The following is a 24,864-nucleotide window of genomic DNA, read 5'->3' on the forward strand; positions in this document are numbered from 1 at the left end:
GGCTCAAGCCAATTCGAATGCTACCAGCAGCAGGGCAAGCAAAGACGTGCTCACCATCACGGCCAATTCGATAAACAACGACGTTTTCACACCGCGCTTCAGTGCCACACGCTGGTAGAAATGCTGACGGTGCGCCTCCCACCAGCGCTCTCTGCGGAGCATTCTGATGATTAAAGTAACCGTGGCATCCAGCCAGAAAGGGAGAAATACCAGCAGCGGAATCACCACCCCAAAGGCTCCCTGCTGCCAGCCAGCTACACTCACTGCAAATACGGCCAGGCCGATCACGGTTGAGCCGGCATCGCCCAGGAAAATTTGCGCACGCGGCCAATTGTAGTACAAAAAAACGACACTACTTGTTGCGACCAAAAGGCAAATACTTCCAATTTGCGGCACATCTCGCAAAAAGCAGATCGCACCCAGGGTCGCAAAACCAATCGCCGTCATACTGCCGGCAAACCCATCCATGCCATCCATAAAGTTGTACAGGTTGACGACCCAAACGCCCACCAGCACCAACAGCGGCCAAACAACCCAAGACCATGACCCGCCTAACGGCAGGGCCAGCGCATATAACAGGGTCGAAACGGATAAAATCTGTACAGAAAAACGCAATCGCGCGCTCAACGAGCGCAAGTCATCAACCAGAGATACCAACAACAACGCCATAAAGGCAAAAACGATGCCAGGTTGGATTTCAGGCTGGCTTAACAGCACACCGACAGTGGCACCAGCCAACAATCCCCACCCACCAGTTCTCGGCACCGGCGTCTCATGTAGGGAACGATGATTGGGCGCGTCCAGGGCGAATTCGCGCAATCGGGTAAGAAGTAACCGCAATACCATTGCGGCCACGACACCGGATACTGCACAAAAAAACAGCAGCGACCACCAACTGTGGTCAAAGTACGCCCCCATCAACGATCCCCGTCAAAACCCCGCAAATACTGACCATAGCGTCGACTTGGACGCCAGTTCAGTGCATTTTTTATTCGCGCTGAACTATAAAGCTCGCCCCTTCCAACATCAAGAAAACCTGTCTTAACTCCCAAAACAGAGAGCAATCGAGCAGGAGTCAAAAGCAATGCCGCGGCTAAACGGCTACTTTTTATACGGCGCCCACTGGCCACAGTGGCAATCCCGGCAAGATCATAAAATTGCGGTTCCGCCGCGATAAAGGTCTCACGATCACAATCCGATTCCACGACCAGGCGGATAGCCGACAGCAAATCTTCCAGCGCCACAAAACTCCGCCAACCGGTTGCGGGCACCCACGGAAATAACCGCCCCCAGGCTCGAAACCTCTGCCGCCAGGCATGCGCCCTCTTCTGTTTCACCGCGTCGCCCCCCCGCCCCGGGGTGACAGCAGAAGACCCATAATCCCCATAAACGGCCGCCGGCCGCAGAATGTTGACACGAATCTTGCACACTGACGCCAGAAGCTTCTGCTCTGCGCGCCATTTACTACCGCCATACACATCGAGCGCTGGCTCTCCAGCAAACTCCCCGGCGATCTCCCCATCGGGAGGGACAACCGCCTTTACGCTGGAGAGATACAGGAATGACTCAGCTTTTGCGCTCTCAGCTCCCTGTAACATTGCCACTGGCAGGCGAAAATTTACTTCGTTGGCCAGCTCAGGGTGCCGCCGGCAATCTTTTACCGAAGACAGGCCCGCTGCAAACACAACCCTATCACCAGTAGAAAACAGCTCCGCGCAAGTATCGGCGCAATAGCTCTCGACCTGCTGGTGGCTCGTCCCGTCGGGACCGACGGCCTGACGTGATACCGAGCGCACATGGAAACCGGCGGCCACCAGATACCGACAGAGCGCCTCGCCGATGTAACCCGAACTTCCAACTACCACCCATCGCATTCGCGCGACCCACTCCCCGATCAAAAAAGAAACAGCGCCCTGAGGCGCTGTTCCGGTACTTATTTACAACTGGATCCGATCCCTGTTCTTCTCCAGCGTGGCTACGCCGATCCCCTTGATTTCGAGAAGCTCCTCAACGTTGGAAAAGCTACCGTTTTCTTCTCGATACTGGACAATCAACTCCGCGCGCGCCGACCCCACACCATCCAGTGCCGCAGACAACTCTTCCGCCGTGGCGGTATTCAGGTTCACGACCTGTACTTCTTGCGCCGGCATATCTTCGGCGAATACGGCCGGCACATTGACCAGCAACATGGAAAGGGCAAACAGTGCGGCAAGAGGGAAACGAAACAGTTTCATGGCAAATTCCTTTTTGTAATGGCTCAAAGCGTTATGGTCTTCAATCCGTGGGACCACAAACCTCCCCAGGCGGAAGCACTCTACCAAACTATCCGCAGCCTTTTGAGCCCTGAGCCATTACACACCATTACAGCGTGTTACACGGGTTTACATAACGATCAATGGCCTGCCAAATCACTCACGATCGCCTGCAGTGCCGCAGCGGGGTCTTCCGCTGCGGTGATCGGGCGACCGATTACCAGGTAATCGGAGCCATTCTGCACCGCATCTGCCGGCGTTACGATACGACGTTGGTCGTCTGCTGCCGCACCCGCGGGACGAATACCGGGGGTCACCAGCGCAAAATTCTTGCCGCATGCAGCTTTGAGCGCACCCGCTTCACGCGCAGAACAAACAACACCATCAAGGCCACTTTCCTGAGCAAGCCTGGCCAGCGCGGTAACCTGCTCACCCAGAGCGCGCGCCACCCCTACCGGCGCCAGCTCTTCCTCGGCGGTACTGGTCAGCACGGTTACCCCGATCAGCAACGGGCGCTTGTCGCCCAAGGGCTCCAGGGCTTCGCGAGCGGCGCGCATCATTCTCTCGCCACCAGACGCGTGTACATTCACCATCCAGACGCCGAGATTGGCCGCCGCACGCACAGCAGCCGCCACTGTATTCGGAATATCGTGAAATTTCAGATCGAGAAACACATCAAAGTTCAGCGCCACCAGCTTTCGCACCAGCTCTGGGCCGGCAATGGTAAACAGTTCTTTTCCGACTTTGACACGGCAGACTGCCGGATCCAGTTGCGCGGCCATCGCCAGAGCGTCGTCGGCATTATCGTAATCCAGAGCCACGATAACCGGAGAAGAAACAGATTCAGTCAATGAGCACCTCAGTGTTAGAAATGGGAGAAAGAAATAAGTCGTCCGGGCCAGAGCTATTCGCCCTCAATCCCTTTGACCGAGCGCACGGTATCCCAGCGCTTACAGCTGGGGCACAGCCAGTGCAGTTGATTGCCGGAAAAACCGCAGTGATTACAGCGGTAGTGAGGACGGCTTGCAATCAGCTGATCGATCAGGTTTTTCAGCAGGTACAGGTTCTCTCGAGAGCGCCCTTCAGTACTGTCGATATGCAGGTTCAGAAAATGACCCAGGCCACGCAGTGAAGGGCGTAGCGCGAGCTGCTTACCCATAAAGGCCGCTGCTTCCGCTTCACTCTGCTGCTGGTGAATTCGCTCGGCCAGCGCGATCAACACACTATTTGTGGGATGCTCCTTCTGTAGCGCCTCAAGATAGCGCTCAAGCCCCCGCTCGTCACCTAGCGCGTCGTAGCAGGTAATCAGTAACTCGAGGATTTCCGGGATGTAATCCGGGTTCTGCTTGGGCACCCGCTCAAGCACGCGAATCGCTTCCTGTGGGCGCCCCAGAATATGCTCCAGCCGACCCAGCAGCAGATTGGCACGCACCGAGTGCTTGTCGTATCCCAGCGCCGCGTCAATATGCTTGCGCGCGCTCAGATAGTCCTTGCCATTGATCGCCTCTTCCGCCAGCTCACAACAGAAGTGCGCCTGAATCGGCGCCCATTCGCTGGACAGGCGCTTGAAGCGACGGCCGTGCAGCAGGTTAACCGCGTGAATGCCCTTGGCCCATTCCCGTTCATCCCTGTACACCTCAACCAGATATTCAAGACTGGTATTACGCAGCTCAGAAGACGTCTCCACCAGCTCCTGTAACAGGCGCTCTGCCCTGTCGAGCCAACCGGCGGCAATGTAGTCCCGCGCCAGTTCCAGTTGCGCCTTTTGCTGACTGATACGGTTGAGACTGGGACGCGCAAGAAGGTTCTGATGCACCCGAATAGCCTGGTCGTGCTCCCCGCGTTTGCGCAGCAGGTTGCCGAGGGCAAGGTGAGTTTCAAAGGTGGCGCTACTGACTTCGAGCGAGTCGATAAACTTTTCGATCGCGTCACCGTGGCGCTCACTCAAGAGGTAATTCAACCCCTGCGCGTAAGACTGCGCCAGGGCTTGGTGCTCGTTATTTCTGGCACCCTTTTTCTTGCCACTCTTGCGACCGAGATACCACCCAATGGCAATAGCCGCAAAAATGAAAATGAAAAATATCAGGTCGCTCAAACTACTCTCCGGCAACCTGTCGACGCACCGTATGCAACTCGCGCTCGGTGCGCAGTAATTGGCGCTCCAGGCCTTTCACCCGGCGCCGCTCAGTCCAATAAGGTAGAAGACTGGCGAGAAACCCGAGCAAGGCACCGATCAGCAGGAAACCGATCAGCCAGAAGCCGACACTGCCCGCAAATAGGGGATATCCCGCAAATCGGGGGGTAATGCTTTCGGGGTTATCGACTGCAAAATATACACCCAGCGCAATACACGCCAGTGCCAATATCCCGAACAGCAAACGCGATATCCAGCGCAGAAATGACAAGCGAACCTCCGGTTCCGGAAGGAATGTGAAAATCTAAAAGTCCGTTACAGTGTTAGCCCACTGTGACCAGCTCGGCAATGGAATCCTCGTCCGCGACTTACGCGTCCTCGTAGACATCCCGCTTCATCTGCTGGTTTACCCTATCCCTGAGTTCTTTTCCCGGTTTGAAGTGCGGTACATATTTGCCCGCCAGCTCGACGGAGTCACCGGTTTTCGGGTTGCGCCCAGTGCGTGGTGCGCGATAGTGCAGGGAAAAACTGCCAAAACCGCGAATTTCTATACGCTCCCCTTCTGCCAGAACACACGACATGGTGTCCAGCATGACTTTGACCGCCAGCTCTACATCCTTTACCGGCAGCTGATCCAACCTCAGAGCGATCTTCTCGATCAGTTCAGACTTGGTCATGCAGTCCGCAATCCTTTCTAAGTCATTGATTATTCTGGAATAGCGGCAATCATCTAATAGAAAGCCGGACTGGGCAACCCCAGTCCGGCTCTCGCATAGCCTCAACTCATTGAGTTGAGTCCATTAATAACAAGACCTTATCAGTCTTTGTTATTCATCTGCGCCTTGATCAGGTCACCGATAGTCGCTGGCTGAACCTGTTCAGCCTGCTTCTTGCTGTGATCCTTGATGGCTTGCTTCTCATCGTCCTGATCTTTGGCTTTGATGGAGAGGCTGATCACGCGGTTCTTGCGATCCACGCTGGTGATCTTGGTCTCTACTTCTTCGCCTTCTTTCAGAGCGTTGCGCGCATCTTCAACCTTGTCGCGGCTGATTTCGGAAGCGCGCAGTACGCCTTCCACTTCGTCGGCCAAGGTGATGATGGCTTGCTTGGCATCAACTTCTTTGATGGTACCCATTACGATGCTGCCGCGATCGTTGGTGGCCACGTAATCAGAGAACGGATCGGATTCCAGCTGCTTGATACCCAGGGAGATACGCTCGCGGTCGGAGTCGATACCCAGGATAACGGTTTCCAGCTCGTCACCTTTCTTGAACTTGCGTACGGCTTCTTCGCCAGCTTCGTTCCAGGAGATGTCGGACAGGTGAACCAGACCGTCGATGCTGCCGTCCAGACCGATGAAGATACCGAAGTCGGTGATGGACTTGATCTTACCGGAGATCTTGTCGCCTTTAGCGAATTTACGCGCGAAGGCATCCCACGGGTTTTCTTGACACTGCTTGATACCCAGGGAGATACGACGACGCTCTTCGTCGATGTCCAGAATCATTACCTCGACTTCGTCGCCAACATTGACAACTTTGGACGGGTGAATGTTCTTGTTGGTCCAATCCATTTCGGATACGTGTACCAGACCTTCCACACCTTCTTCCAGCTCGGCAAAGCAGCCGTAGTCGGTCAGGTTGGTTACAACCGCTTTCACGCGGCTGTTTTCCGGGTAACGCTGCTTGATGGATACCCAAGGATCTTCGCCCAGTTGCTTCAGGCCCAGGGATACACGGCTGCGCTCGCGGTCGAACTTCAGTACTTTTACTTCGATCTCGTCGCCAACATTCACGATCTCGCTCGGGTGCTTGATGCGCTTCCAAGCCATATCGGTGATGTGCAGCAGGCCGTCGATACCACCCAGATCTACGAAAGCACCGTAGTCGGTCAGGTTCTTCACGATACCTTTGATCGCCATGCCTTCTTGCAGGCTGGCCAGCAGGGCTTCACGCTCTTCGCTGTTGGCTGCTTCCATCACGGCGCGACGGGAAACAACAACGTTGTTGCGCTTGGCGTCCAGCTTGATCACTTTAAAGTCGAGCTCTTTGCCTTCCAGGTGCGCGGTGTCGCGAACCGGACGTACGTCTACCAGAGAACCCGGCAGGAACGCGCGGATGTTGGCAACGTCAACAGTAAAGCCGCCTTTAACCTTACCGCTGATAACACCTTTAACCACTTCGTCTGCAGCGTGTGCAGCGTCGAGGATTTTCCAGGCTTCAGCGCGCTTGGCTTTTTCGCGGGACAGACGGGTTTCACCGAAGCCATCTTCTACGGCTTCCAGGGCAACCTGTACTTCGTCGCCGATCTGCAGATCGACTTCGCCTTTTTCGTTTTTGAATTGCTCTGCAGGAATCACACCTTCAGACTTCAGGCCCGCGTGAACGGTTACCCAGTCTTTATCGATGTCGATAACCATACCGGTCACGATAGCGCCAGGCGCCATCTCAACACTCTTCAAGCTTTCTTCAAATAACTCAGCAAAGTTCTCGGTCATTACTCATACCTATTTGGGTAGGCCCGGCCGTGGATGACTGTAAAACGTAGTCAATCTTCAGCTCAGACCCCGCCGCGCTGCCAGTACGCGGGTTAGATTACGACAGCGGCCGGGCAATTCTGGCTGATCCCGGCCGCTGACGTTAGAAACAGATTGTCTGGACTGCCCAGCACCGATGCGCTTTAGCACGGTGTTGTCAGTCTGGCTCAGTCGATACGTTTTTGTACCAGTTCGAGCACTTTTTGCAGAACACCCTCTATATCGATGTCCGTGCTATCCAGCACCACGGCGTCTTCCGCCGGGGCTAGAGGGGAGGCTGCGCGGTTCATATCCCGGTCATCCCGGGCGCGGATGTCCTCCAGCAGGTCGCGGAGGCTAACAGAAACCCCCCTACCCTGCAACTGATCGAAGCGGCGGCGGGCGCGCTCTTCCGCGCTGGCCGTCAGGAACACTTTGACCGGCGCGTCGGGGAACACGGTAGTACCCATATCTCGCCCGTCCGCCACCAGCCCGGGAAGTGCGCGAAAGTCCCGCTGACGCTGTAGCAGCGCCTCGCGCACGGCGGGAACCGCGGCCACCTTCGAAGCGGCCATACTGACCCGCTCCATGCGGATATCCCGGCTGACATCCTTGCCCGCCAGTACCGCAGCCACTTCACCGCCGGCAATGGCAAAACGGATATCCAGATTGCCGGCAATATCTGCCAGGCGATCTTCATCCCCCAGGTCCACTTCCGCATCGAGCGCCGCCAGCGCAGTCAAACGGTAAAGCGCCCCGGAGTCCAGCAAAGCGTAGCCGAGCTTGTCCGCGAGAAGCTTGGCGATGGTGCCCTTGCCGGAACCGCTGGGGCCGTCAATGGTGACCACGGGGGCCTGGGAGGAAGTGTCAGTCATAACGATTCGATACTGCTTACGTTAGTGATACAGATAATAGGGCGATGCGCTCAGCGCACCACCAGTTTCATTCCGGCGCCGGTCGCCAGCGCGGCAAAGTTGGGGAACGAGGTGGCCACGTTGGCGCAGTGCCGAATTTCGATATCCGCACCGGCACGCAGAGCGGCTACCGCGAAGGACATGGCAATACGGTGATCCCCGAGGCTATCCACCTCACCGCCACCAAATACCGCGCCTTCACCTCCTGTACCCTGAATCACGATGCCGTCTGGGGTTGGCTTGGCGTCCACACCCAGGATCTCGAGGCCATCGGCCATAGCCTGAATGCGATCACTCTCTTTGACCCGAAGCTCTTCGGCGCCGGTCAGCACGGTTTCCCCTTCGGCGCAGGAAGCAGCGACAAAGATCGCCGGGAATTCGTCGATGGCCAGGGGCACCTGGTCTTGCGGAATATTGATGCCTTTCAAGGGTGCGTAACGCACGCGGATATCCGCCACCGGCTCACCGCCCACTTCGCGCTGATTCTCCAGGGTAATGTCGGCACCCATGGCGCGCAGGATATTGATGGCGCCGTCGCGAGTCGGGTTGATACCCACGTGCTGCAGCAGCACGTCGGAACCCGGCGCAATGGAAGCCGCCACCATAAAGAAGGTGGCGGAAGAAATATCCGCGGGCACATCGATGTGGCCGGCAGTCAGCTTGCCACCGCCTTTCAGGCTGGCGCGGGGACCGTCGCGCTGCACTTCGTAGCCGAAGCCCGACAGCATGCGCTCGGTGTGATCGCGGGTCGGTGCTGGCTCGGTAGTGCTGGTTTCGCCATCGGCGTAGAGGCCCGCCAGCAACACACAGGATTTCACCTGGGCACTTGCCATGGGCAGGGTGTAATCAATCGCCTTCAACTGGCTTCCACCCTTGATCTTGAGTGGCGGGCGCCCTTCTTCACCGGTCTCCACAACCGCACCCATTTCACGCAGCGGATTGGCCACGCGATTCATCGGGCGCTTGGACAGGGATTCGTCACCGGTCAGTACGGTATCGAATTTCTGACCGGCAAGCAGACCCGCCAGCAGACGCATGGAAGTGCCGGAGTTACCGACGTACAGAGGCCCGGGAGGCGCCTGCAGACCGTGCATGCCCACACCGTGAATGGTAACGCGGCCGTTGACCGGCCCCTCAATCACCACACCCATATCGCGGAACGACTGCAGAGTGGCGAGCGCGTCCTCCCCTTCCAGGAATCCCTCTACCTCAGTGACACCTTCTGCCAGGGAGCCCAGCATGATCGAGCGGTGGGACATGGACTTGTCACCAGGCACTCGCAGATCGCCATTTACCGCACCGCCCGGTTGGGCAATAAAAGTTACTTCCTTCGCTTCCATAGTTTCCGTATACGCTTTTTTGGCCAGCATTTTGGTGAAGTGATCCCGCGCCGCCTTGGCCCGGGTAAACACCCCCATCAGCTGTTCGCTGTCGCCGCTGGCAATGGCACTGCGCAGAGAACCCAGATTGGAGGTGTAGAGATCGATGGATTTCAGAATGGCATCGCGATTGGCGAGCATGATGTCCCGCCACATAACCGGATCACTGGAGGCGATACGGGTGAAATCGCGAAAGCCACCGGCGGCATAACGGAAAATATTTTCGTTTTCCGCATCGTGAGCCAGAGTATCGACAAGACCAAAGGCAATCACATGAGGCAAGTGGCTGGTAGCGGCGAGCACTTCATCGTGCTCATCCACCGGCATACTCAACACTTCTGCACCCACGGCTTCCCACATTTTCCGGATGCGATTAACGTGCTCGCCCGCGGTATTTTCCAGCGGTGTGAGAATGATGCGGTGCGCGATATAGAGGTCGTCGCGAGCAGCGGTCACACCACTCTGCTCGGAGCCGGCGATGGGGTGACCCGGCACCAGAAATTCTGGCACTTCGCCCCAGACATTTTTTGCCGCGGCAATCACGCTGCCCTTTACGCTGGCACCATCGGTAATGGTGACACCCGCAGGCACCCGGTCTTTTAGCTGGGCGAATACCGCCTCGACCGTCAGCGTAGGTACCGCTACGAAAATTACATCCCCGGCTTCCAGCTCCGACAGAATTTCCGCGATATCAGTAACCGCGCGATCCACCACACCCAGCGCCACCGCCTGCTCACAGGTCTGCGGACGACGGGCAACGCCGATAACCTGACGGCAACCACTGGCCGCCTTCAATCCCAGCGCGAGACTGCCACCAATCAAACCAATACCGACCACGACCAAACGGCCAATCCCAGCGACTGCATCCTGCCCCACCAACATCCCTGCTCTCGACATTTACAGGACTCCGCGGGGGTAAGAGCCCAGCACTTTCATATCCGAAGCGCAGGCGCCCACATCTTTCAGCGCAGTGGCGACATTCTCGATATCGCGGTGGCCGACGAAGTCGATAAAGAATACGTAGGTCCAGTTACCGCTCTGGGACGGGCGGGTCTCCACCCGGGTCAGATCGATCTTGTGGGTCTGGAACGGCACCAGCAGATCGTGCAACGCACCCGGCTCGTTACGCATGGAGACCATCAGGGAGGTCTTGTCGTCGCCACTGGCGGGCACCGCCTGGGTACCAATAATCAGGAAGCGAGTGGAGTTGTCCGGACGGTCCTCGATTTTTTCATTGAGGATTTTCAGGCCGTACATGTCCGCCGCCATATCACCGGCAATGGCCGCCGCATTCCACTCTCCCTTCACGCGCTTGGCGGCTTCCGCATTGCTGGCCACCGCCACCCGCTCCACATTCGGGTAGTAGGAATCCAGCCATTTACGGCACTGTGCCAAGCTTTGCGCATGAGAATAGATGCGAGTAATGGATTCCTTGCGGGTGATATCGGAAATCATCAGGTGCTGGTGAATACGCAACTCCACCTCTCCACAGATTTTCAGGTTGGACGTCATAAAGTTGTCCAGGGTGTGGTTCACCACACCCTCGGTGGAATTCTCCACCGGCACCACACCGTAATTTACCGCACCGGCTTCCACTTCGCGGAACACTTCATCGATAGCCGCCAGCGGCTTGGAAACCGCAGAATGCCCGAAATGCTTCAGCGCCGCCTGCTGGGTAAAGGTACCTTCCGGGCCCAGGTAGGCCACTTTGACGGGCTCTTCCAGCGCGAGGCAGGCAGACATAATTTCACGGAACAGCCGCGCCATCTCTTCATTGGTCAGCGGCCCCTTATTGCGCTCCATGGCACGGCGTAATACCTGCGCCTCCCGTTCGGGACGGTAGTACAACGCATTCTCACCGTTCTTTTTTTTGACTTCCGCCACTTCCAACGCACAGTTCGCGCGCTCGGAAATCAGCCGTGCAATTTCGCTGTCGAGACCGTCAATACGGTCGCGCAGTTCGAGCAGGCGCTCATCCTGCTTGGGCTTCTCTTCAGACATAATTTTCGCCCTCTTACCTAATCCTTTCAATCAATATGCAGCTGTAATCAGCCGTTGCGCTGTTCGAAATCCGCCATAAAGGCGACAAGTGCCTCTACTGCAGCCAAAGGCACAGCGTTATACAACGACGCACGCATGCCGCCCACGGAACGGTGGCCTTTCAGATTCAACAGGCCGGCCGCTTCGGACTCCTCGAGGAACAACTTGTCCAGCTTTTCATCTGCCAGAACGAACGGCACATTCATGCGCGAACGACTTTCCTTAGAAACCGGACTGGAAAAGAAATCGCTGCGGTCGAGGAAGTCGTACAGCAAGGCAGACTTCTTCTCGCTCAGCTCCGCCATGGCAGCAACGCCGCCCTGCGCCTTCAGCCATTTGAACACCAGGCCGGACAGGTACCAGGCAAAGGTCGGCGGCGTGTTATCCATGGAACCGCCGTCTGCGGCGATCTTCCAGTTCAGGCTGCGCGGGATATCCGGCAGCGCGCGATCCAGCAGATCGTCGCGCACGATACCCACGGCAATACCGGACGGGCCGATATTTTTCTGCGCACCGGCGTAAATAAAACCGAACTTATCGACCGGGATTTGCTGAGACAGAATGCAGGAAGACATATCCGCAACCAGCGGACTTTTTACGTCCGGAATATACGGAAACTCCACACCGCCGATGGTTTCATTCGGCGTGTAATGGAAATAAGCGGCATCACTACTTTCCTGCCAGCTATCCGCCGCCGGCGCATAGCTGAAATTGCGGTCTTCCGAGGAGGCGACGATGTTCACCTGGCCGTAGCGCTGGGCCTCTTTGATGGCCTTGTCCGCCCACTGTCCCGTATGGATATAGTCAGCGGACTTGCTGCCACCACCCAGCAGGTTCCAGGGGATAGCGCTGAACTGACCGGTAGCACCGCCCTGCAAAAACAGGACTTTATAGTTGTCCGGAATGGCCAGCAGATCGCGCAGATCCTGCTCAGCGGTTTCTGCCACCTCGGTAAACTCCGGCGAACGGTGGCTGACCTCCATTACGGAGCAACCCAACCCCTGCCAGTCCAGCAATTCTTCCTGTGCCTGCCGCAATACCGGCTCCGGCAACGCCGCAGGTCCCGCACAGAAATTAAACTTTCTCATCGATTCACTTCCACAGAGAAAAACAAACTTGGATAAATTCTTTGGCCTCAGTCGCAATGTCGAGATGGGCAAACCCCACTTTTAGCACTTGCGATTACAGACCTTTCGCCACTAACACATTCCCGGCCGCTAAAGTCAAAAAAGGCCGCGAGTATTCGCAGCCTTTTTCGAGATAAATCCGGTTCAGAGGTTACTCCTCGGCAGCGCCGCCTTCGGCTGCCTCACCCTCGTCGCCCTCGTCACCTTCACTCTCCTGAATCCGCGCCAGGCCCACCAGGTTCTCATTTTCCTTCAGCCGGATCACGCGAACACCTTGAGTATTACGACCCAGCTCAGAAACTTCATCGACCCGGGTACGCACCAGGGTGCCCTGATCGGAAATCAGCATAATTTCCTCACCGGAATGCACCTGACAGGCACCCACCAGCGCACCATTGCGCTCGCTGGAAGCAATCGCAATCACACCCTGGTTGCCGCGACCTTTCGTCGGGAAATCCGCCGTGGCGGTGCGCTTGCCGTAGCCATTTTCGGTTGCCATCATCACCGAGCCACCCTCTTCCGGGATCACCATAGCGATCACGTGTACGCCTTCGGCCATGCGGATACCGCGCACACCGCGGGAAACACGACCCATGGAGCGCACGTTTTCTTCGGCGAAACGGGCCGCTTTACCGGCACTGGTCAGCAGCAACACATCCTGCTTTCCATCGGTAATCGCAGTGGCCACCAGGCGATCGGTTTCTTCCAGCTCGATGGCGCGCAGGCCAACGCTACGCGGACGGGAGAATGCCGTCAGCGGGGTTTTCTTCACGGTGCCGTTGGCGGTGGCGAAGAAAATAAAGTGGTCTTCATCGTACTCGGACACCGGCATCAGGCTGCTGATACGCTCGTCGTCTTCCAGTGGCAGCATATTTACCATTGGGCGACCACGGGAAGCGCGACCGGCGGTGGGCACTTCATACACCTTCAACCAGTACACCTTGCCCTTGTTGGAGAAGCACAGAATGGTGTCATGGGAGTTGGCAATCAGCAGGTGCTCGACGAAGTCTTCGTCTTTTACCTGGGTGGCGGATTTACCCATACCGCCACGGCGCTGGGCCTGGTAGTCCGCCAGCGGCTGGCTCTTGGCGTAGCCACCGTGGGAAATGGTTACTACCTTGTCTTCCGGAGTAATCAGGTCTTCTACAGACAGATCCTGACGGGAAGCCACGATATCGGTACGACGCTCATCGCCGTACTCTTTTTCCAGCACTTCCAGCTCTTCACGGATTACCTGCATCAGACGTTCTGGACTACCCAGAATTTCCAGGTATTCGGCGATCTGTTCCAGGCGCTCGCTGTATTCCGCCAGCAGTTTGTCGTGCTCCATACCGGTCAGGCGGTGCAGGCGCAGCTCGAGAATGGCCTGGGCCTGAGCCGGCGACAGATAGTAGGCGCCGTCACGCATACCAAATTCTTTCGGCAGGTCGTCCGGGCGGCAGGCATCGGCGCCAGCGCGCTCCAGGAACTGCTCCACTTCACCCACCGGCCAGCCTTTGGCCAGCAGCGCTTCGCGGGCCTCTGCCGGAGTGGCGGAGGCCTTGATCAGCTCGATCACCGGGTCGATATTGGAGATGGCAATCGCCAGACCTTCCAGAATATGACCGCGCTCACGGGCCTTGCGCAGCAGGTATACGGTACGGCGGGTCACCACTTCCTGGCGGTGACGGATAAAGTATTCCAGCAGCTGTTTCAGGTTCAGCAACTTGGGCTGGCCGTCCACCAACGCCACCATATTGATGCCGAACACGCTTTCCAGCTGGGTCTGGGCGTAGAGGTTATTCAGAACCACATCACCCAGTTCACCGCGCTTGAGCTCGATCACCACGCGCAGGCCGTCCTTGTCAGACTCGTCGCGCAGCTCGGAAATACCTTCGATTTTCTTTTCTTTTACCAGTTCGGCAATACGCTCGATCAGGCGCGCCTTGTTCAGCTGGTAGGGAATCTCGTGAATAATGATGGTTTCGCGATTGGTCTTGTCATCGCGGATCACTTCCGCCTTCGCGCGGATATAAATACGTCCACGACCGGTGCGGTAGGCCATCAGGATTCCCGCACGACCATTGATGATCGCACCAGTAGGGAAATCCGGGCCCGGGATGTACTCCATCAACTCATCGATGGACAGCTCACTGTTATCGATCAGTGCCAGACACCCTTTTACCACCTCACTCATATTGTGGGGCGGGATATTGGTGGCCATGCCCACTGCAATACCGGAGGAACCGTTGACCAGCAGATTCGGCACGCGCGACGGCAGTACTTCCGGCATCTGCTCGGAGCCGTCGTAGTTGTCGATAAAGTTAACGGTTTCTTTATCCAGATCCGACAGAAGCTCGTGGGCGAGCTTGTCCATACGGATCTCGGTGTAACGCATGGCGGCCGCGCTGTCACCGTCGATGGAACCAAAGTTACCCTGGCCATCTACCAGCATGTAACGCAGGGAGAACGGCTGTGCCATACGCACGATGGTGTCGTACACCGCACTGTCGCCGTGCGGGTGGTATTTACCGATAACGTCACCCACCACACGGGCAGATTTTTTGTAGGGTTTGTTCCAGTCGTTTTTGAGTTCGTTCATCGCGTAGAGCACGCGCCGGTGCACCGGCTTCAGGCCATCGCGCACATCTGGCAACGCACGGCCCACAATCACGCTCATCGCATAGTCGAGGTAGGATTGCTTCAGCTCTTCTTCGATATTGATCGGAGAAATTTCTTTGGCTAATTCGCCCATATTTTCAGGCATTCCTTATCGTTAACGCCGCCCGCGGGGCAGGCCCCGGCTACGCCCGCTGCCACCACCCTTCTCTGGGGGAGACGCAACAACAGGCTGGGAACTGGTGGGGCCAGCGAGTCACGGACCCCGATCAAGCGGGCGATTCTAGCACAATTGGCGCGCGGTAGGACGACTTGTAGAGACTTGTTCACGCACCTTCCCGCGGTTAAAGTCTCCGCCTTTCCAACGGAACAAAAAACGCACAGCAGCCATGGCAAACAGCAACGCAACCGCTGAAAAAACGCACAAAAAACAACCGATCGATACCTTGATTCACGCCCGCTGGATTATTCCGGTGGTGCCGGAAAAGCGGGTGTACGAAAACTGCTCACTGGCCATCACCAATGGCATCATTACCGCCATCCTGCCAAGCAGCGAGGCCCGCAATCGCTTCGCGCCGAAAGAAGAGTTGCAACTGGGTGATCAGCTGCTGATTCCAGGGCTGATCAACACCCATAATCACGCCGCCATGAGCCTGCTGCGGGGTTACGCCGACGACTACCCGCTGATGACCTGGCTGGAACAACATATCTGGCCCGCGGAGCAGCAGTGGGTTGGCCCGGAGTTTGTCAGCGACGGCTCCAGACTCGCCATGGCGGAAATGATCAGAAGCGGCACCACCGCCTTCTCTGACCAGTACTTCTTCCCGGAAGCCACCGCCGCCGCCGTCCGCGAAGCCGGCATGCGCGCCCAGATCGCCTTCCCAATCATCGACTTCCCCAACAACTGGTCCAGAAATGGCGACGATGCCATCGAAAAAGGCTTGGCACTGCGCGACGACTACCGCTCCCACCACCGCATCGGCCTCGCTTTCGCCCCACACGCCCCCTACACCGTGGGTGACGAGACCCTGAAGAAAATCGCCATTTACGCCAACGAGCTGGGCATGTCGGTGCAGATGCACCTGCACGAAACCGCCGGCGAAGTGGAGCGAGCCGTAGCCGAAACCGGCCAGCGCCCCACCGAACGGCTGCACAAACTCGGCCTGCTGTCCCCTCAATTCCTGGCCGTACATATGACCGCGCTGAATGACGATGACATTGCCCTGATCCAGAAAACCGGCGCCCACATCAGCCACTGCCCGCGCTCCAACCTCAAGCTCGCCTCCGGATTCAGCCCGGTGGCGAAAATGCTGGAAGCCGGCATCAACGTCTCCATCGGCACCGACGGCGCCGCCAGCAACAACGGCCTCGACATGCTCGCGGAAACCAACACCGCTGCACTACTGGCCAAAGCCGTCTCCGGACAGGCCGACGCCCTCCCCGCCCACCAGGCCCTCGCCATGGCCACCATCAATGGCGCCCGCGCCCTGGGCATCGACGATGCCACTGGCAGCATTGAGGTAGGCAAAGCCGCAGACCTGTGTGCCATCGACCTAAGCGCCCTGGAACAGCAGCCCCTGCACGACCCACTGTCACAGCTGATCTACACCGCCAATGGTCACCATGTGCGCAATGTGTGGGTTGCCGGCAAGCAGCTGCTGAAGGACCGCAAACTCACCACACTAAATGAAGAAGAACTGAAGCAACGGGCGGCGAACTGGCGTGATAGAATCGCCGGTCTTAGCAGTTAAGCCCGATCAACTGGATCCGCTTACGGAGCACAATTCTCAGGATTGAAGGCTGTGCTGGCGGGGGCTTCTCGCGGGACCGTCTGCGGCCTGGACGGCCGCAGCCGAGCCCCCAGGGATGGGTTTACGGCGTGTCCCGCGAGAAGCCACCGCCAGCACGGCCGCCACAGGGCCATCTAAAAGCATCAACATGGCAACCCATATCTGATGATCAACGTAGATCCGGCGGAAATCGCCAAATTTGAACAACTGGCCAGCCGCTGGTGGGACCAGCAGGGTGAATTCAAACCCCTGCACGAGATCAATCCCCTGCGCGCCAATTACATCGACCAGCGCGCCCCCGTCGCCAGCAAGAAGCTACTCGACGTAGGCTGTGGCGGCGGCATTCTCACCGAAGCCATGGCACAGCGCGGCGCCGATGTCACCGGCATCGACCTCGGCGAAGCACCGCTCAATGTAGCCAAACTGCACGCCCTGGAATCCGGCGTAAAAATCGATTATCAACGCATCCCCGTGGAAGAGCTCGCCGAAAAGCAGCCCGGTAACTTCGACATCGTCACCTGCCTGGAAATGCTCGAGCATGTACCGGATCCGTCTTCCGTGATCCGTGCCTGCGCCAAGCTCGTCAAACCCGGCGGCCATGTATTCTTCTCCACCATCAACCGCACCCCCAAGGGCTGGCTGTTTGCCGTAGTGGGAGCCGAATACGTCTTGCGCATGCTTCCCAAAGGCACCCACGAATACGGCAAATTTATCCGCCCGTCGGAGCTGGGGCGCTGGGTACGGGAAGCAGACCTGCAAACCCGCGACATCACCGGTATGACCTACAATCCCCTCACCAAACAGTACAAACTGAATCCGAGGGACGTCGACGTCAACTACCTGATGCACGCCATTCGCCCCGCCGAATAAATCCAGAATTACCCGACTATGAAAGCTGTACTCTTTGATCTCGACGGCACCCTGTTCGACACCGCTCCAGATTTTGTGGTGGTGCTCAACCAATTGCGCGAACAGGAAAAACTGCCGCCTCTGGCAGACGCCACCATTCGCGAAGTGGTCTCCAATGGCGCCCGCGCCATGGTGCATCTGGGTTTTGGCGTCGACGAAGGGCAACCCGGGTTCGACATGCTGCGCCAACGCCTGCTGGACCTGTACCTGATGCACCTGGCCAAACATACCGTACCCTTTCCGGGCATTGAAAAACTGCTCAATCAACTGGCGGAAAACGGTATCGCCTGGGGCGTGGTGACCAATAAACCCTCGGCCTACACCATTCCCCTGATGCAAGCCTTCGCGCACCTCCCTACCCCCGGAGCCATCATCTGCCCCGACGACGTTACCCATCGCAAGCCCGATCCCGAGCCCATTCTGCTCGCCTGCAGCCGCATCGGCTGTGATCCCTCGGAAGCGATTTACGTCGGTGATCACGAGCGCGACATCATGGCTGGCCGCGCCGCCGGAATGCCCACCATCGCCTGCAGCTATGGCTACATCGATAACGGTGACGACCCGGAAAATTGGCAGGCGGACCACCTGATCCACCACGCGGAAGAGATCTGGCCGCTGCTGCAAAAACACTACCTGAACCCATAGTTGCACTGCGCAATATCCACAAAAATACGCGATCAACGAGTCTGCATACTGCAATGTCCGAAATCATTTCCAACTACCAGGCACCAGCCAACCTGCTCAAAGAAAAAATTATTCTGGTCACCGGCGCTGGCGACGGCATCGGTCGTGTTGCCGCCAAAACATTCGCTGCCCACGGTGCCACGGTTATTCTGCTTGGCCGCACCGTACCTAAGCTGGAAGCGGTCTATGACGAAATCGAAGCCGCGGGCGGCGCCAAGCCGGCAATTTTGCCGGTGGATCTTTCCGAAGTACGCTGGGAAGAGCTGGAATACCTGGCCCAGGGCGTAGACCAGGAATTCGGTCGTTTAGATGGCCTGCTGCACAACGCCGGCGTACTCGGCCAGCGCACCCCCATGGCCAACTACCACTATGCGACCTGGCAACAGGTGATGCAGATCAACGTGAATGCCGCGTTCGGATTGACCAAGGCAATGCTGCCGCTACTGGAAGAATCCAAGGCGGGATCGGTAATCTTTACCGGTTCCGGTGTAGGCCTGAAAGGTCGCGCCTACTGGGGCGCTTACGCGGTTTCCAAATTCGCGACCGAAGGCATGATGCAGACCCTGGCGGATGAAGTGGACGGTGTTTCCAATATCCGGGTCAACAGTATCAACCCGGGCGCCACCCGCACCAATATGCGTGCCGCAGCCTACCCGGCGGAAGACCCGGCCTCGGTGACCACACCGGAAGACATCATGCCTACCTATCTGTACCTGATGGGTGACGACAGCGTTGGCGTAAACGGCAAGCAGTTCAACGCTCAGGGTTGATCCCCTCCTTCCCCAGTCAATTCGAAAGATCCGGGCTGCAGTGGTGCACTGCAGCCCGGGTGATTACACTTTCCCCAATCTCGACCAACACGCATTTCAGGTCGACCGCCAGGTTCCGGGCATAAATCAATCGCCGGCGAGGGGATATGACCGACCACAGCTCCAAATCGATCGCCAGTTCAGGCGCCAGCGCTGCACCCAATCGCACTAGCGACACTCAAAAAGAGGATCTGGGCGTACTTACCAGTGAGTCCCGCAATCCGGACACTCAGGACATCGATCTGCTCCCCACCTACGGGATTCTCGAGAAGATCAACGACGCTGACAGCGGTGTCCCCGGCGTGGTGCGGCAAGTACTGCCGGAGATCGCGGAGGCGGTGGATAAAGCGGTAGAGGCCTTCAAGGCCGGCGGCCGCCTGATCTATATGGGTGCCGGCACCAGCGGGCGTATCGGCCTGCTGGACGCAGTGGAATGTCCTCCAACCTATGGCGTTCCAGAAGGGATGGTGGTGCCACTGATCGCCGGCGGTGAACAGGCGGTACACCGCGCTCAGGAAGGTGCGGAAGACAACCCCGCCCTGGGTGAACAAGACCTCCGCAGCATCAAGCTGACCAGCAAGGACATGGTGGTAGGGATTGCGGCCAGCGGGCGCACGCCCTATGTCACCGGCGGGTTGCGCTACGCGCGCAGCCTCGGTTGCACAACGGTAGCCCTTGCCTGCAACAAATCCGCAGCCATTGCCAAAGAAGCGGACATCGCCATTCTGCCAGAGGTGGGACCGGAAGTATTAACCGGCTCCACGCGCATGAAAGCCGGCACCGCACAGAAACTGGTGCTGAATATGCTTACCACCGCCAGCATGATTCGCATCGGCAAGAGCTTTTACAACCTGATGGTGGATGTGAAAGCCACCAACCAGAAACTGGTGGACCGCACCCGGCGAATTGTTGTCGAGGCCACCGGTGTGAGCTACGCGGAAGCCGATGAGGTGCTGATACGCTGCGATCACAACGCCAAGCTGGCCATCATGATGATACTGAGTGGACTCGAGCGCGCGGAAGCGGAACACGCACTGAAAAGAGCCGATGGCTTCCTGCGGCTGGCACTGCAGAACCTGCAGCAGCACTAATCATTACGATGAATTGCCAAAAAAATACCCGGGTAGCGAAAAGGATAACTCCTCCCGCAACTCGGGTATTGTTCAATGACTGCAGTAAACGATAGCGAGAAGTAAACTGTAGCGAGCGTTACTCTTCGCTGTGATCAATTTCCTCAACCAGCTCTTCCGCTTCCTCGGCCATCTCGTGCATTGCCTCTGACGTTTCATCCAGAGCGTGGCCCATGGCTTCTGGTACGTCGGCAAATACATCCCCTTCTGCAGAGGCCATCATATCGCCTGCGGCCTCAAGAGAGTCGTCTGCTGCCGCCTCTGCTTCTGCTACGGCGGATTCGACTTCGTCAACGATTAGCTCTTCCTCGACAACAACCTCTTCCGCCTGCGGCGCAGTCGTTTCGAGGTTGGTGTAATAGAAATAACCACCGACGGCGGCAATGGCAATTGCGGGAATCAACAGCTTTTTCATATTCGGCTACACCCCTGAGTGTTGTTTATGATGTTTTATGATTTTTGTATGCTTACGCCTCGAATATTCTTCCACGGCGTGCCAATCGGAAATGTGACAGGCAACTCAAATTGCATTGTGTGGCGTGCACGAGTGGTGCAATATTCAACAGACCCAACGAACGGACCTGACATTATGCGAAAAATAGGCGCTACCTCTTTGCCCTATCCCAAACCTTTTCTGGCACCTCTGTTTCTTCTGCTCGCTATCGCTTCCTTTTTCCCGCCCACCACCAGCGCCGAAACCCTGGAAGACGCCCTGCGCCGCTGCACTGAATTCAGCGATGACCAAAAACGACTCGCGTGCTTTGACAAGGCTGCCGGCAATCTCAAGGCACGTGCCGAGCTGCGCTTTGGCCACGAAGGAAAAGATGCCGTTGAAGACGCGCCGGAATCCATCTCGGCCACGATTACCAGCGCAGTGGAAGGCGCCCACGGGAAATACACTTTCACGCTGGATAACGGCCAGGTGTGGCGGCAAACCGGTAGTGGCCGCGCCATCTGGCGCGACGGCGAGCAGATCACGCTGGAGCGTGGAGCCCTGGGCTCCTTCTTTATGCGCAAGGCAACGGGCGGCCGCTCGCTGCGGGTCAAGCGCATCAGATAGTCGTCTACGTCGGTAAAACCGCACCGTCAGGTGCGGTTATAACCGGACCAAATAAGCCAGCACCGGTTAACTGAGAACACCTCTAAAGGTTATTCTCCGGCAAAAAGCGGTGAAATCCCGGAAATCTGCGGGGTTCTACCGCTAAATACCAATCCCACTCCTCCTCCTCAAGTCATCAGTACCCGCGGGTCCCGATTTTTGCGGCGCCAGTTTCCACAGGCCCTACGCAGTCATCTATAGTCAATTGGTCCGCATGGCAATTTCTGCGCCATGCCGCGATCCTGCGAAAGGATGACGCCGGTAGTTTTACGGCAGCAGCGTGGTCCACAAGGTAAAACTGCGCTGCCTCAGCATAAGGTTCAGACTTTTGTCCCGAGTAAATATTGAAACAAGGGATGACCAGTGGCTGAAGGAAAATAGCAACAACGCAACCGGGAGCAGCTTCCAACAGGAAGACCCGGATCCATCCATGCAACCCCGCGCGGAGGCAATCGAAGAAGACTCAGGCTCAGAAGACTCCCTTGGCGATAACGTCGGCACGCCGATGCAGAATTACCTCAAGCATCTCTATCGGCTTGACCTGTTGACCCCGGAAGACGAACACACCACCACCTGCCTACTGCGGGAGCTGGAGGAAAAAATTATCGCGCTACTGCAAAAACGCGGCGTGACACTGGTGGACTTGCGCAGTGAAGGAGTTGAGCAACGTGGGAGTACCGGGGCCTACGATCACGGATTGATTATTGCCAAAGCTGACGACCTGTTAGCGAGCGGTAATATCTCCCAGCGCGACCGCAGTGCCCTGCAAAACCTGATGAAAAAATTCAAGGCGCAGCGCAAAAAGCTCATTCAGTGCAATCTGCGACTGGTCATTGCCATCGCCAAGCGTTTTCGCAATCCTTCGGTGCCGTTTATCGACCTGATTCAGGAAGGCAACGTTGGCCTGATGAAGGCGATTGAGCGCTTTAAACCCCAGATGGGTTACCGCTTTTCCACCTACGCCTATTGGTGGATTCAGCAGGAAATCCAGCTGACCCTGCGACGCAACGATGACATGGTACGCCAGCCCGCCAATGTGCAGGACGATTTGCGCAATATTTACCGGGCAATAAACCAGGTGCGCTCAGAAGGGCTACCGGCCTCCGATGAAAATGTGGCGAAACAGACGGGGCTCGACCTGGAGCGCGTGCAGAGCCTGCTTAAGTTACCCGGCCCAACCGGCTCTCTGGATGATCCGATTTCCGACGACCAGAACAGCACGCGGCTGGACTATGCCCCCGCGGGAGATATGTTCAATACCGACGAGCTGGTTTCCAATCAGGAACTGGCCCAGCGTCTGCGGGACGCGGTTGCCAAGCTGCCACCACGCCAGCGCACCGTTCTCAGCTTGCGCTACGGACTCATCTCGGACCGGGACTGCTCATTCCGGGTCATTGGTGAGCAACTAGGCCTTAGTCAGGAGCGAGCACGGCAGTTACATTCCGATGCACTGCGACAACTGAAGCGTCAGTGGCGCTAAGGTTGCGGCCATTTCTGTAACAACAGGGCCCCGGAAACGGGGCGCCTGCTTGCCTTCATTTCGTTTCCGGCTAACCTTGTAATACTGCCTCTAACAGCGATAACCGGCGACTACATCATGCCCTACTCTTTCGTGTCGGCCCCTGTGCCCACACCATCACTCTCCTATTGGAAAAAAGCTGTTGCACTGGTGGCAACCGGTGTTTACCTGGCCCTGACTTCAGCGACAACCCACGCCGGTGCAGTGTGGCGCGAAGGCGCTCAGGAGCTGATACTGAGCGGCGGTAAGGGCCTCGGCAGTGCGCTGATCCAGCAGAAGTCGATCGCGGGCTCCGACATGGTCGGCGTGAACTGGTCTTATCAGTTTTATGACTACCCGAGTAACCATCACTTTCAGTGGTGGGCTCAGGTCAGCTATAGCCATATGTGGATTGACTACCGGGGCGAAGACCAGAAGCAGCAGATCTGGGAATTAAAGCCGGTGCTCCGCTGGTACCCACAGCAAGAAGCAAAAGGGATTTTCGGTGAAGTGGGTGTCGGGGCTGCCTACCTTACCGAGCGGAGCTTCGGCGCCATCGACCTGTCAACTAACTTGAATTTCTCCCTACATTTTGCAGGTGGCTACACCCTGGAAAACGGGCACACGGTGTCACTGCGTTACAGCCATTTTTCCAATGGCTATACCAACTCCCCAAACCCGGGATTCGACTTTGCTTCACTGAACTGGCACACCAAGTTCTAAAGAATTTTGGTCACTTTTCAACCAACACAAAACAAACCGTAACATTTACATCAAAATTCTGTCACACCCCTGGGGGACAATAACGCCATTCCTGAACCGTGCACGATGCACGGTCAGTCTGGCGCCGTACCGATACCGCATTAACATGCCTATCCTGCCTGAGAACCAATAAACCAAATACGGCGCAGCGACATCGGACGTGTAGCCGTATGATTCAAACCATCTGCCACCTGATCGCCAGCCGTGAACACGGCGGTATGGAAAAGCATGTCGCCGACCTGTCCCGCTGGCAGGCGCGCAATACCGATGCGCAGGTTGCGGTAATTGCCCACCCCAGATATCTCCAGACCCTGGATGAGCGTATTCAGTTTATTCCGCTGAATACCGACCGCAGCCGCCATCACCCGAACCTGGTTTGGCGCCTGGCCAACCTGATTCGCAAAGGTGAATACCAGATTGTCCACGGCCACGGCTCGAAATCTGCACAGTTGCTCGCCGCGGTTCAACCCTATACGGAAACCCACCAGGTCATCACCCGGCACAATGTGCGGCACCCGCGAGACAAGCTCGCCAGCGCATTCGACGCGCGCATAGCGATTAGCGAAAATACGGTCGCCAATTCGAAACTGGATTGGCACATCATCCCCAACGGTGTGGATCTCCCAGTGGCCAGTAACGCGCCCTCTGCCGCGCTGTCACTCGGCGCCGAGCAACCCACAATCCTGGTCGCCAGCCGACTGATCAAGGCCCGTGCGGTCGACAAACTGATCGACGCGGTTTCGTCGCTGCCTGGTGTGCGTCTGATGGTATTGGGAGAAGGTCCGGAGAAAGAAAACCTGCAGCAGCAGGTAAAAAGTCTGAGCGCGATAAGGCCGGACTCAGCAGACCTGGAAAGCCGCGTAGAGTTTTTCTCCGGCAACGGGGTGGTATCCCATTTTATGGAAGCAGCCGATCTGGTGGTAATCCCTGCCGAAGCGGAAGGTACACCCTACACGCTGATTGAGGCATTGCTGCATCGAAAGCCGGTACTCGCCAATCGCGCGGGCAATGCGATCGACTATCTGCCCGAGGAATACCTTCTGAACTCAACAGAACCTGAACATCTCGCCGAAAAAATCCACAGCGCCCTGCACAGGGCCCAACTTGGCAGTGACTTTGAGCCTCTGTATGGGCGCGCAGCAGACAGCTTCACACTAGACTCCATGGCCAAGGCAACCTGGCAGGTTTACACCCGCCTGCTGCCGGAAGCCACTATCTGAAAGC

Annotated in this window: 23 protein-coding genes; 9 read left to right on the plus strand and 14 right to left on the minus strand. The window is 57.2% G+C overall.

What is annotated here, in order from left to right; all coding sequences use genetic code 11:
* Positions 1-3: 3 nt before the first annotated feature.
* The 13 genes from ACYX4K_RS07790 to gyrA form a co-directional block, all read right to left on the minus strand.
* A complete protein-coding gene (locus ACYX4K_RS07790) occupies positions 4-918 on the minus strand; it encodes an MraY family glycosyltransferase (protein WP_475092685.1) in 915 nt (304 codons plus the stop codon).
* A complete protein-coding gene (locus tag ACYX4K_RS07795) occupies positions 918-1,874 on the minus strand; it encodes an NAD-dependent epimerase/dehydratase family protein (protein WP_475092684.1) in 957 nt (318 codons plus the stop codon). The genes ACYX4K_RS07790 and ACYX4K_RS07795 overlap by 1 nt, the downstream gene beginning before the upstream one ends.
* 63 nt (positions 1,875-1,937) lie before the next feature.
* The gene (locus ACYX4K_RS07800) at positions 1,938-2,234 is read right to left on the minus strand and encodes a ComEA family DNA-binding protein (RefSeq protein WP_475092683.1); all 297 of its coding nucleotides are present in this window, start codon (positions 2,232-2,234) and stop codon (positions 1,938-1,940) included.
* 158 nt (positions 2,235-2,392) lie between these two features.
* Entirely contained in the window at positions 2,393-3,103 is a 711-nt protein-coding gene (gene pyrF / locus ACYX4K_RS07805) for an orotidine-5'-phosphate decarboxylase (protein WP_475092682.1), read from the minus strand.
* A gap of 53 nt (positions 3,104-3,156) precedes the next feature.
* Complete coding sequence (lapB, locus tag ACYX4K_RS07810; RefSeq protein ID WP_475092680.1) at positions 3,157-4,347, minus strand: lipopolysaccharide assembly protein LapB; 1,191 nt, start codon at positions 4,345-4,347, stop codon at positions 3,157-3,159.
* Position 4,348: 1 nt separating this feature from the next.
* A complete protein-coding gene (locus ACYX4K_RS07815; protein WP_231491409.1) occupies positions 4,349-4,657 on the minus strand; it encodes a lipopolysaccharide assembly protein LapA domain-containing protein in 309 nt (102 codons plus the stop codon).
* Positions 4,658-4,754: 97 nt separating this feature from the next.
* Entirely contained in the window at positions 4,755-5,063 is a 309-nt protein-coding gene (ihfB, locus tag ACYX4K_RS07820; protein ID WP_475092679.1) for an integration host factor subunit beta, read from the minus strand.
* A 140-nt stretch (positions 5,064-5,203) separates the two neighbouring features.
* A complete protein-coding gene (gene rpsA, locus ACYX4K_RS07825; RefSeq protein WP_043315884.1) occupies positions 5,204-6,883 on the minus strand; it encodes a 30S ribosomal protein S1 in 1,680 nt (559 codons plus the stop codon).
* Positions 6,884-7,089: 206 nt separating this feature from the next.
* On the minus strand, positions 7,090-7,776 hold the full coding sequence (gene cmk / locus ACYX4K_RS07830; RefSeq protein WP_475092678.1) for a (d)CMP kinase: 687 nt from the start codon (positions 7,774-7,776) through the stop codon (positions 7,090-7,092).
* Between the two features lie 50 nt (positions 7,777-7,826).
* The gene (locus tag ACYX4K_RS07835; protein WP_475092677.1) at positions 7,827-10,091 is read right to left on the minus strand and encodes a bifunctional prephenate dehydrogenase/3-phosphoshikimate 1-carboxyvinyltransferase; all 2,265 of its coding nucleotides are present in this window, start codon (positions 10,089-10,091) and stop codon (positions 7,827-7,829) included.
* Entirely contained in the window at positions 10,092-11,195 is a 1,104-nt protein-coding gene (gene pheA, locus ACYX4K_RS07840; protein WP_475092676.1) for a prephenate dehydratase, read from the minus strand.
* A 47-nt stretch (positions 11,196-11,242) separates the two neighbouring features.
* The gene (gene serC / locus ACYX4K_RS07845; RefSeq protein ID WP_475092675.1) at positions 11,243-12,322 is read right to left on the minus strand and encodes a 3-phosphoserine/phosphohydroxythreonine transaminase; all 1,080 of its coding nucleotides are present in this window, start codon (positions 12,320-12,322) and stop codon (positions 11,243-11,245) included.
* Between the two features lie 190 nt (positions 12,323-12,512).
* Positions 12,513-15,095 (minus strand): DNA gyrase subunit A, encoded by a 2,583-nt coding sequence (gyrA, locus tag ACYX4K_RS07850; RefSeq protein WP_475092674.1) that lies wholly within the window; start codon positions 15,093-15,095, stop codon positions 12,513-12,515.
* A 253-nt stretch (positions 15,096-15,348) separates the two neighbouring features.
* On the opposite strand from gyrA, the gene ACYX4K_RS07855 reads away from it, so the two are divergent.
* From ACYX4K_RS07855 to murQ, 5 genes are all read left to right on the plus strand, one after another.
* Positions 15,349-16,710 carry a TRZ/ATZ family hydrolase gene (locus tag ACYX4K_RS07855; RefSeq protein WP_475092673.1) on the plus strand — a complete coding sequence of 454 codons (1,362 nt, stop codon included), beginning with the start codon at positions 15,349-15,351 and terminating at the stop codon, positions 16,708-16,710.
* A gap of 204 nt (positions 16,711-16,914) precedes the next feature.
* Positions 16,915-17,619, plus strand: coding sequence for a bifunctional 2-polyprenyl-6-hydroxyphenol methylase/3-demethylubiquinol 3-O-methyltransferase UbiG (gene ubiG / locus ACYX4K_RS07860; RefSeq protein WP_475092671.1), 705 nt, complete (start codon positions 16,915-16,917; stop codon positions 17,617-17,619).
* An 18-nt stretch (positions 17,620-17,637) separates the two neighbouring features.
* Positions 17,638-18,303: an HAD family hydrolase gene (locus ACYX4K_RS07865; RefSeq protein WP_475092670.1), complete on the plus strand. Its 666-nt coding sequence runs from the start codon at positions 17,638-17,640 to the stop codon at positions 18,301-18,303.
* Between the two features lie 53 nt (positions 18,304-18,356).
* Positions 18,357-19,112, plus strand: coding sequence for a YciK family oxidoreductase (locus ACYX4K_RS07870; RefSeq protein ID WP_475092669.1), 756 nt, complete (start codon positions 18,357-18,359; stop codon positions 19,110-19,112).
* Positions 19,113-19,258: 146 nt separating this feature from the next.
* A complete protein-coding gene (gene murQ, locus ACYX4K_RS07875) occupies positions 19,259-20,242 on the plus strand; it encodes an N-acetylmuramic acid 6-phosphate etherase (protein WP_475092668.1) in 984 nt (327 codons plus the stop codon).
* 118 nt (positions 20,243-20,360) lie between these two features.
* Here the strand turns inward: murQ and ACYX4K_RS07880 are convergent, their stop codons facing one another.
* Positions 20,361-20,696, minus strand: a complete 336-nt coding sequence (locus tag ACYX4K_RS07880; protein ID WP_475092667.1) for a hypothetical protein — start codon at positions 20,694-20,696, stop codon at positions 20,361-20,363.
* A 174-nt stretch (positions 20,697-20,870) separates the two neighbouring features.
* Here ACYX4K_RS07880 and ACYX4K_RS07885 point away from each other — a divergent pair, with 174 nt between their 5' ends.
* From ACYX4K_RS07885 to ACYX4K_RS07900, 4 genes are all read left to right on the plus strand, one after another.
* Positions 20,871-21,341, plus strand: coding sequence for a hypothetical protein (locus tag ACYX4K_RS07885; protein ID WP_476178813.1), 471 nt, complete (start codon positions 20,871-20,873; stop codon positions 21,339-21,341).
* Positions 21,342-21,708: 367 nt separating this feature from the next.
* A complete protein-coding gene (locus ACYX4K_RS07890; protein WP_475092665.1) occupies positions 21,709-22,860 on the plus strand; it encodes a sigma-70 family RNA polymerase sigma factor in 1,152 nt (383 codons plus the stop codon).
* Between the two features lie 117 nt (positions 22,861-22,977).
* Complete coding sequence (locus ACYX4K_RS07895; RefSeq protein ID WP_475092664.1) at positions 22,978-23,601, plus strand: acyloxyacyl hydrolase; 624 nt, start codon at positions 22,978-22,980, stop codon at positions 23,599-23,601.
* A 209-nt stretch (positions 23,602-23,810) separates the two neighbouring features.
* Positions 23,811-24,860 (plus strand): glycosyltransferase family 4 protein, encoded by a 1,050-nt coding sequence (locus ACYX4K_RS07900; RefSeq protein WP_475092663.1) that lies wholly within the window; start codon positions 23,811-23,813, stop codon positions 24,858-24,860.
* The last annotated feature ends 4 nt before the right edge of the window (positions 24,861-24,864 follow it).

The sequence above is a fragment of the Microbulbifer sp. ABF4_107 genome (genome assembly GCF_056312215.1).

Bases quoted from the DNA above. Each gene is read 5' to 3' on its own strand.
- ACYX4K_RS07790 (WP_475092685.1), bottom strand. From the start codon at position 918: ATGGGGGCGTACTTTGACCACAGTTGGTGGTCGCTGCTGTTTTTTTGT.
- ACYX4K_RS07795 (WP_475092684.1), bottom strand. From the start codon at position 1,874: ATGCGATGGGTGGTAGTTGGAAGTTCGGGTTACATCGGCGAGGCGCTC.
- ACYX4K_RS07800 (WP_475092683.1), bottom strand. From the start codon at position 2,234: ATGAAACTGTTTCGTTTCCCTCTTGCCGCACTGTTTGCCCTTTCCATG.
- ihfB (WP_475092679.1), bottom strand. From the start codon at position 5,063: ATGACCAAGTCTGAACTGATCGAGAAGATCGCTCTGAGGTTGGATCAG.
- rpsA (WP_043315884.1), bottom strand. From the start codon at position 6,883: ATGACCGAGAACTTTGCTGAGTTATTTGAAGAAAGCTTGAAGAGTGTT.
- cmk (WP_475092678.1), bottom strand. From the start codon at position 7,776: ATGACTGACACTTCCTCCCAGGCCCCCGTGGTCACCATTGACGGCCCC.
- ACYX4K_RS07835 (WP_475092677.1), bottom strand. From the start codon at position 10,091: ATGTCGAGAGCAGGGATGTTGGTGGGGCAGGATGCAGTCGCTGGGATT.
- pheA (WP_475092676.1), bottom strand. From the start codon at position 11,195: ATGTCTGAAGAGAAGCCCAAGCAGGATGAGCGCCTGCTCGAACTGCGC.
- serC (WP_475092675.1), bottom strand. From the start codon at position 12,322: ATGAGAAAGTTTAATTTCTGTGCGGGACCTGCGGCGTTGCCGGAGCCG.
- gyrA (WP_475092674.1), bottom strand. From the start codon at position 15,095: ATGGGCGAATTAGCCAAAGAAATTTCTCCGATCAATATCGAAGAAGAG.
- ACYX4K_RS07855 (WP_475092673.1), top strand. From the start codon at position 15,349: ATGGCAAACAGCAACGCAACCGCTGAAAAAACGCACAAAAAACAACCG.
- ubiG (WP_475092671.1), top strand. From the start codon at position 16,915: ATGATCAACGTAGATCCGGCGGAAATCGCCAAATTTGAACAACTGGCC.
- ACYX4K_RS07865 (WP_475092670.1), top strand. From the start codon at position 17,638: ATGAAAGCTGTACTCTTTGATCTCGACGGCACCCTGTTCGACACCGCT.
- ACYX4K_RS07870 (WP_475092669.1), top strand. From the start codon at position 18,357: ATGTCCGAAATCATTTCCAACTACCAGGCACCAGCCAACCTGCTCAAA.
- murQ (WP_475092668.1), top strand. From the start codon at position 19,259: ATGACCGACCACAGCTCCAAATCGATCGCCAGTTCAGGCGCCAGCGCT.
- ACYX4K_RS07880 (WP_475092667.1), bottom strand. From the start codon at position 20,696: ATGAAAAAGCTGTTGATTCCCGCAATTGCCATTGCCGCCGTCGGTGGT.
- ACYX4K_RS07885 (WP_476178813.1), top strand. From the start codon at position 20,871: ATGCGAAAAATAGGCGCTACCTCTTTGCCCTATCCCAAACCTTTTCTG.
- ACYX4K_RS07895 (WP_475092664.1), top strand. From the start codon at position 22,978: ATGCCCTACTCTTTCGTGTCGGCCCCTGTGCCCACACCATCACTCTCC.
- ACYX4K_RS07900 (WP_475092663.1), top strand. From the start codon at position 23,811: ATGATTCAAACCATCTGCCACCTGATCGCCAGCCGTGAACACGGCGGT.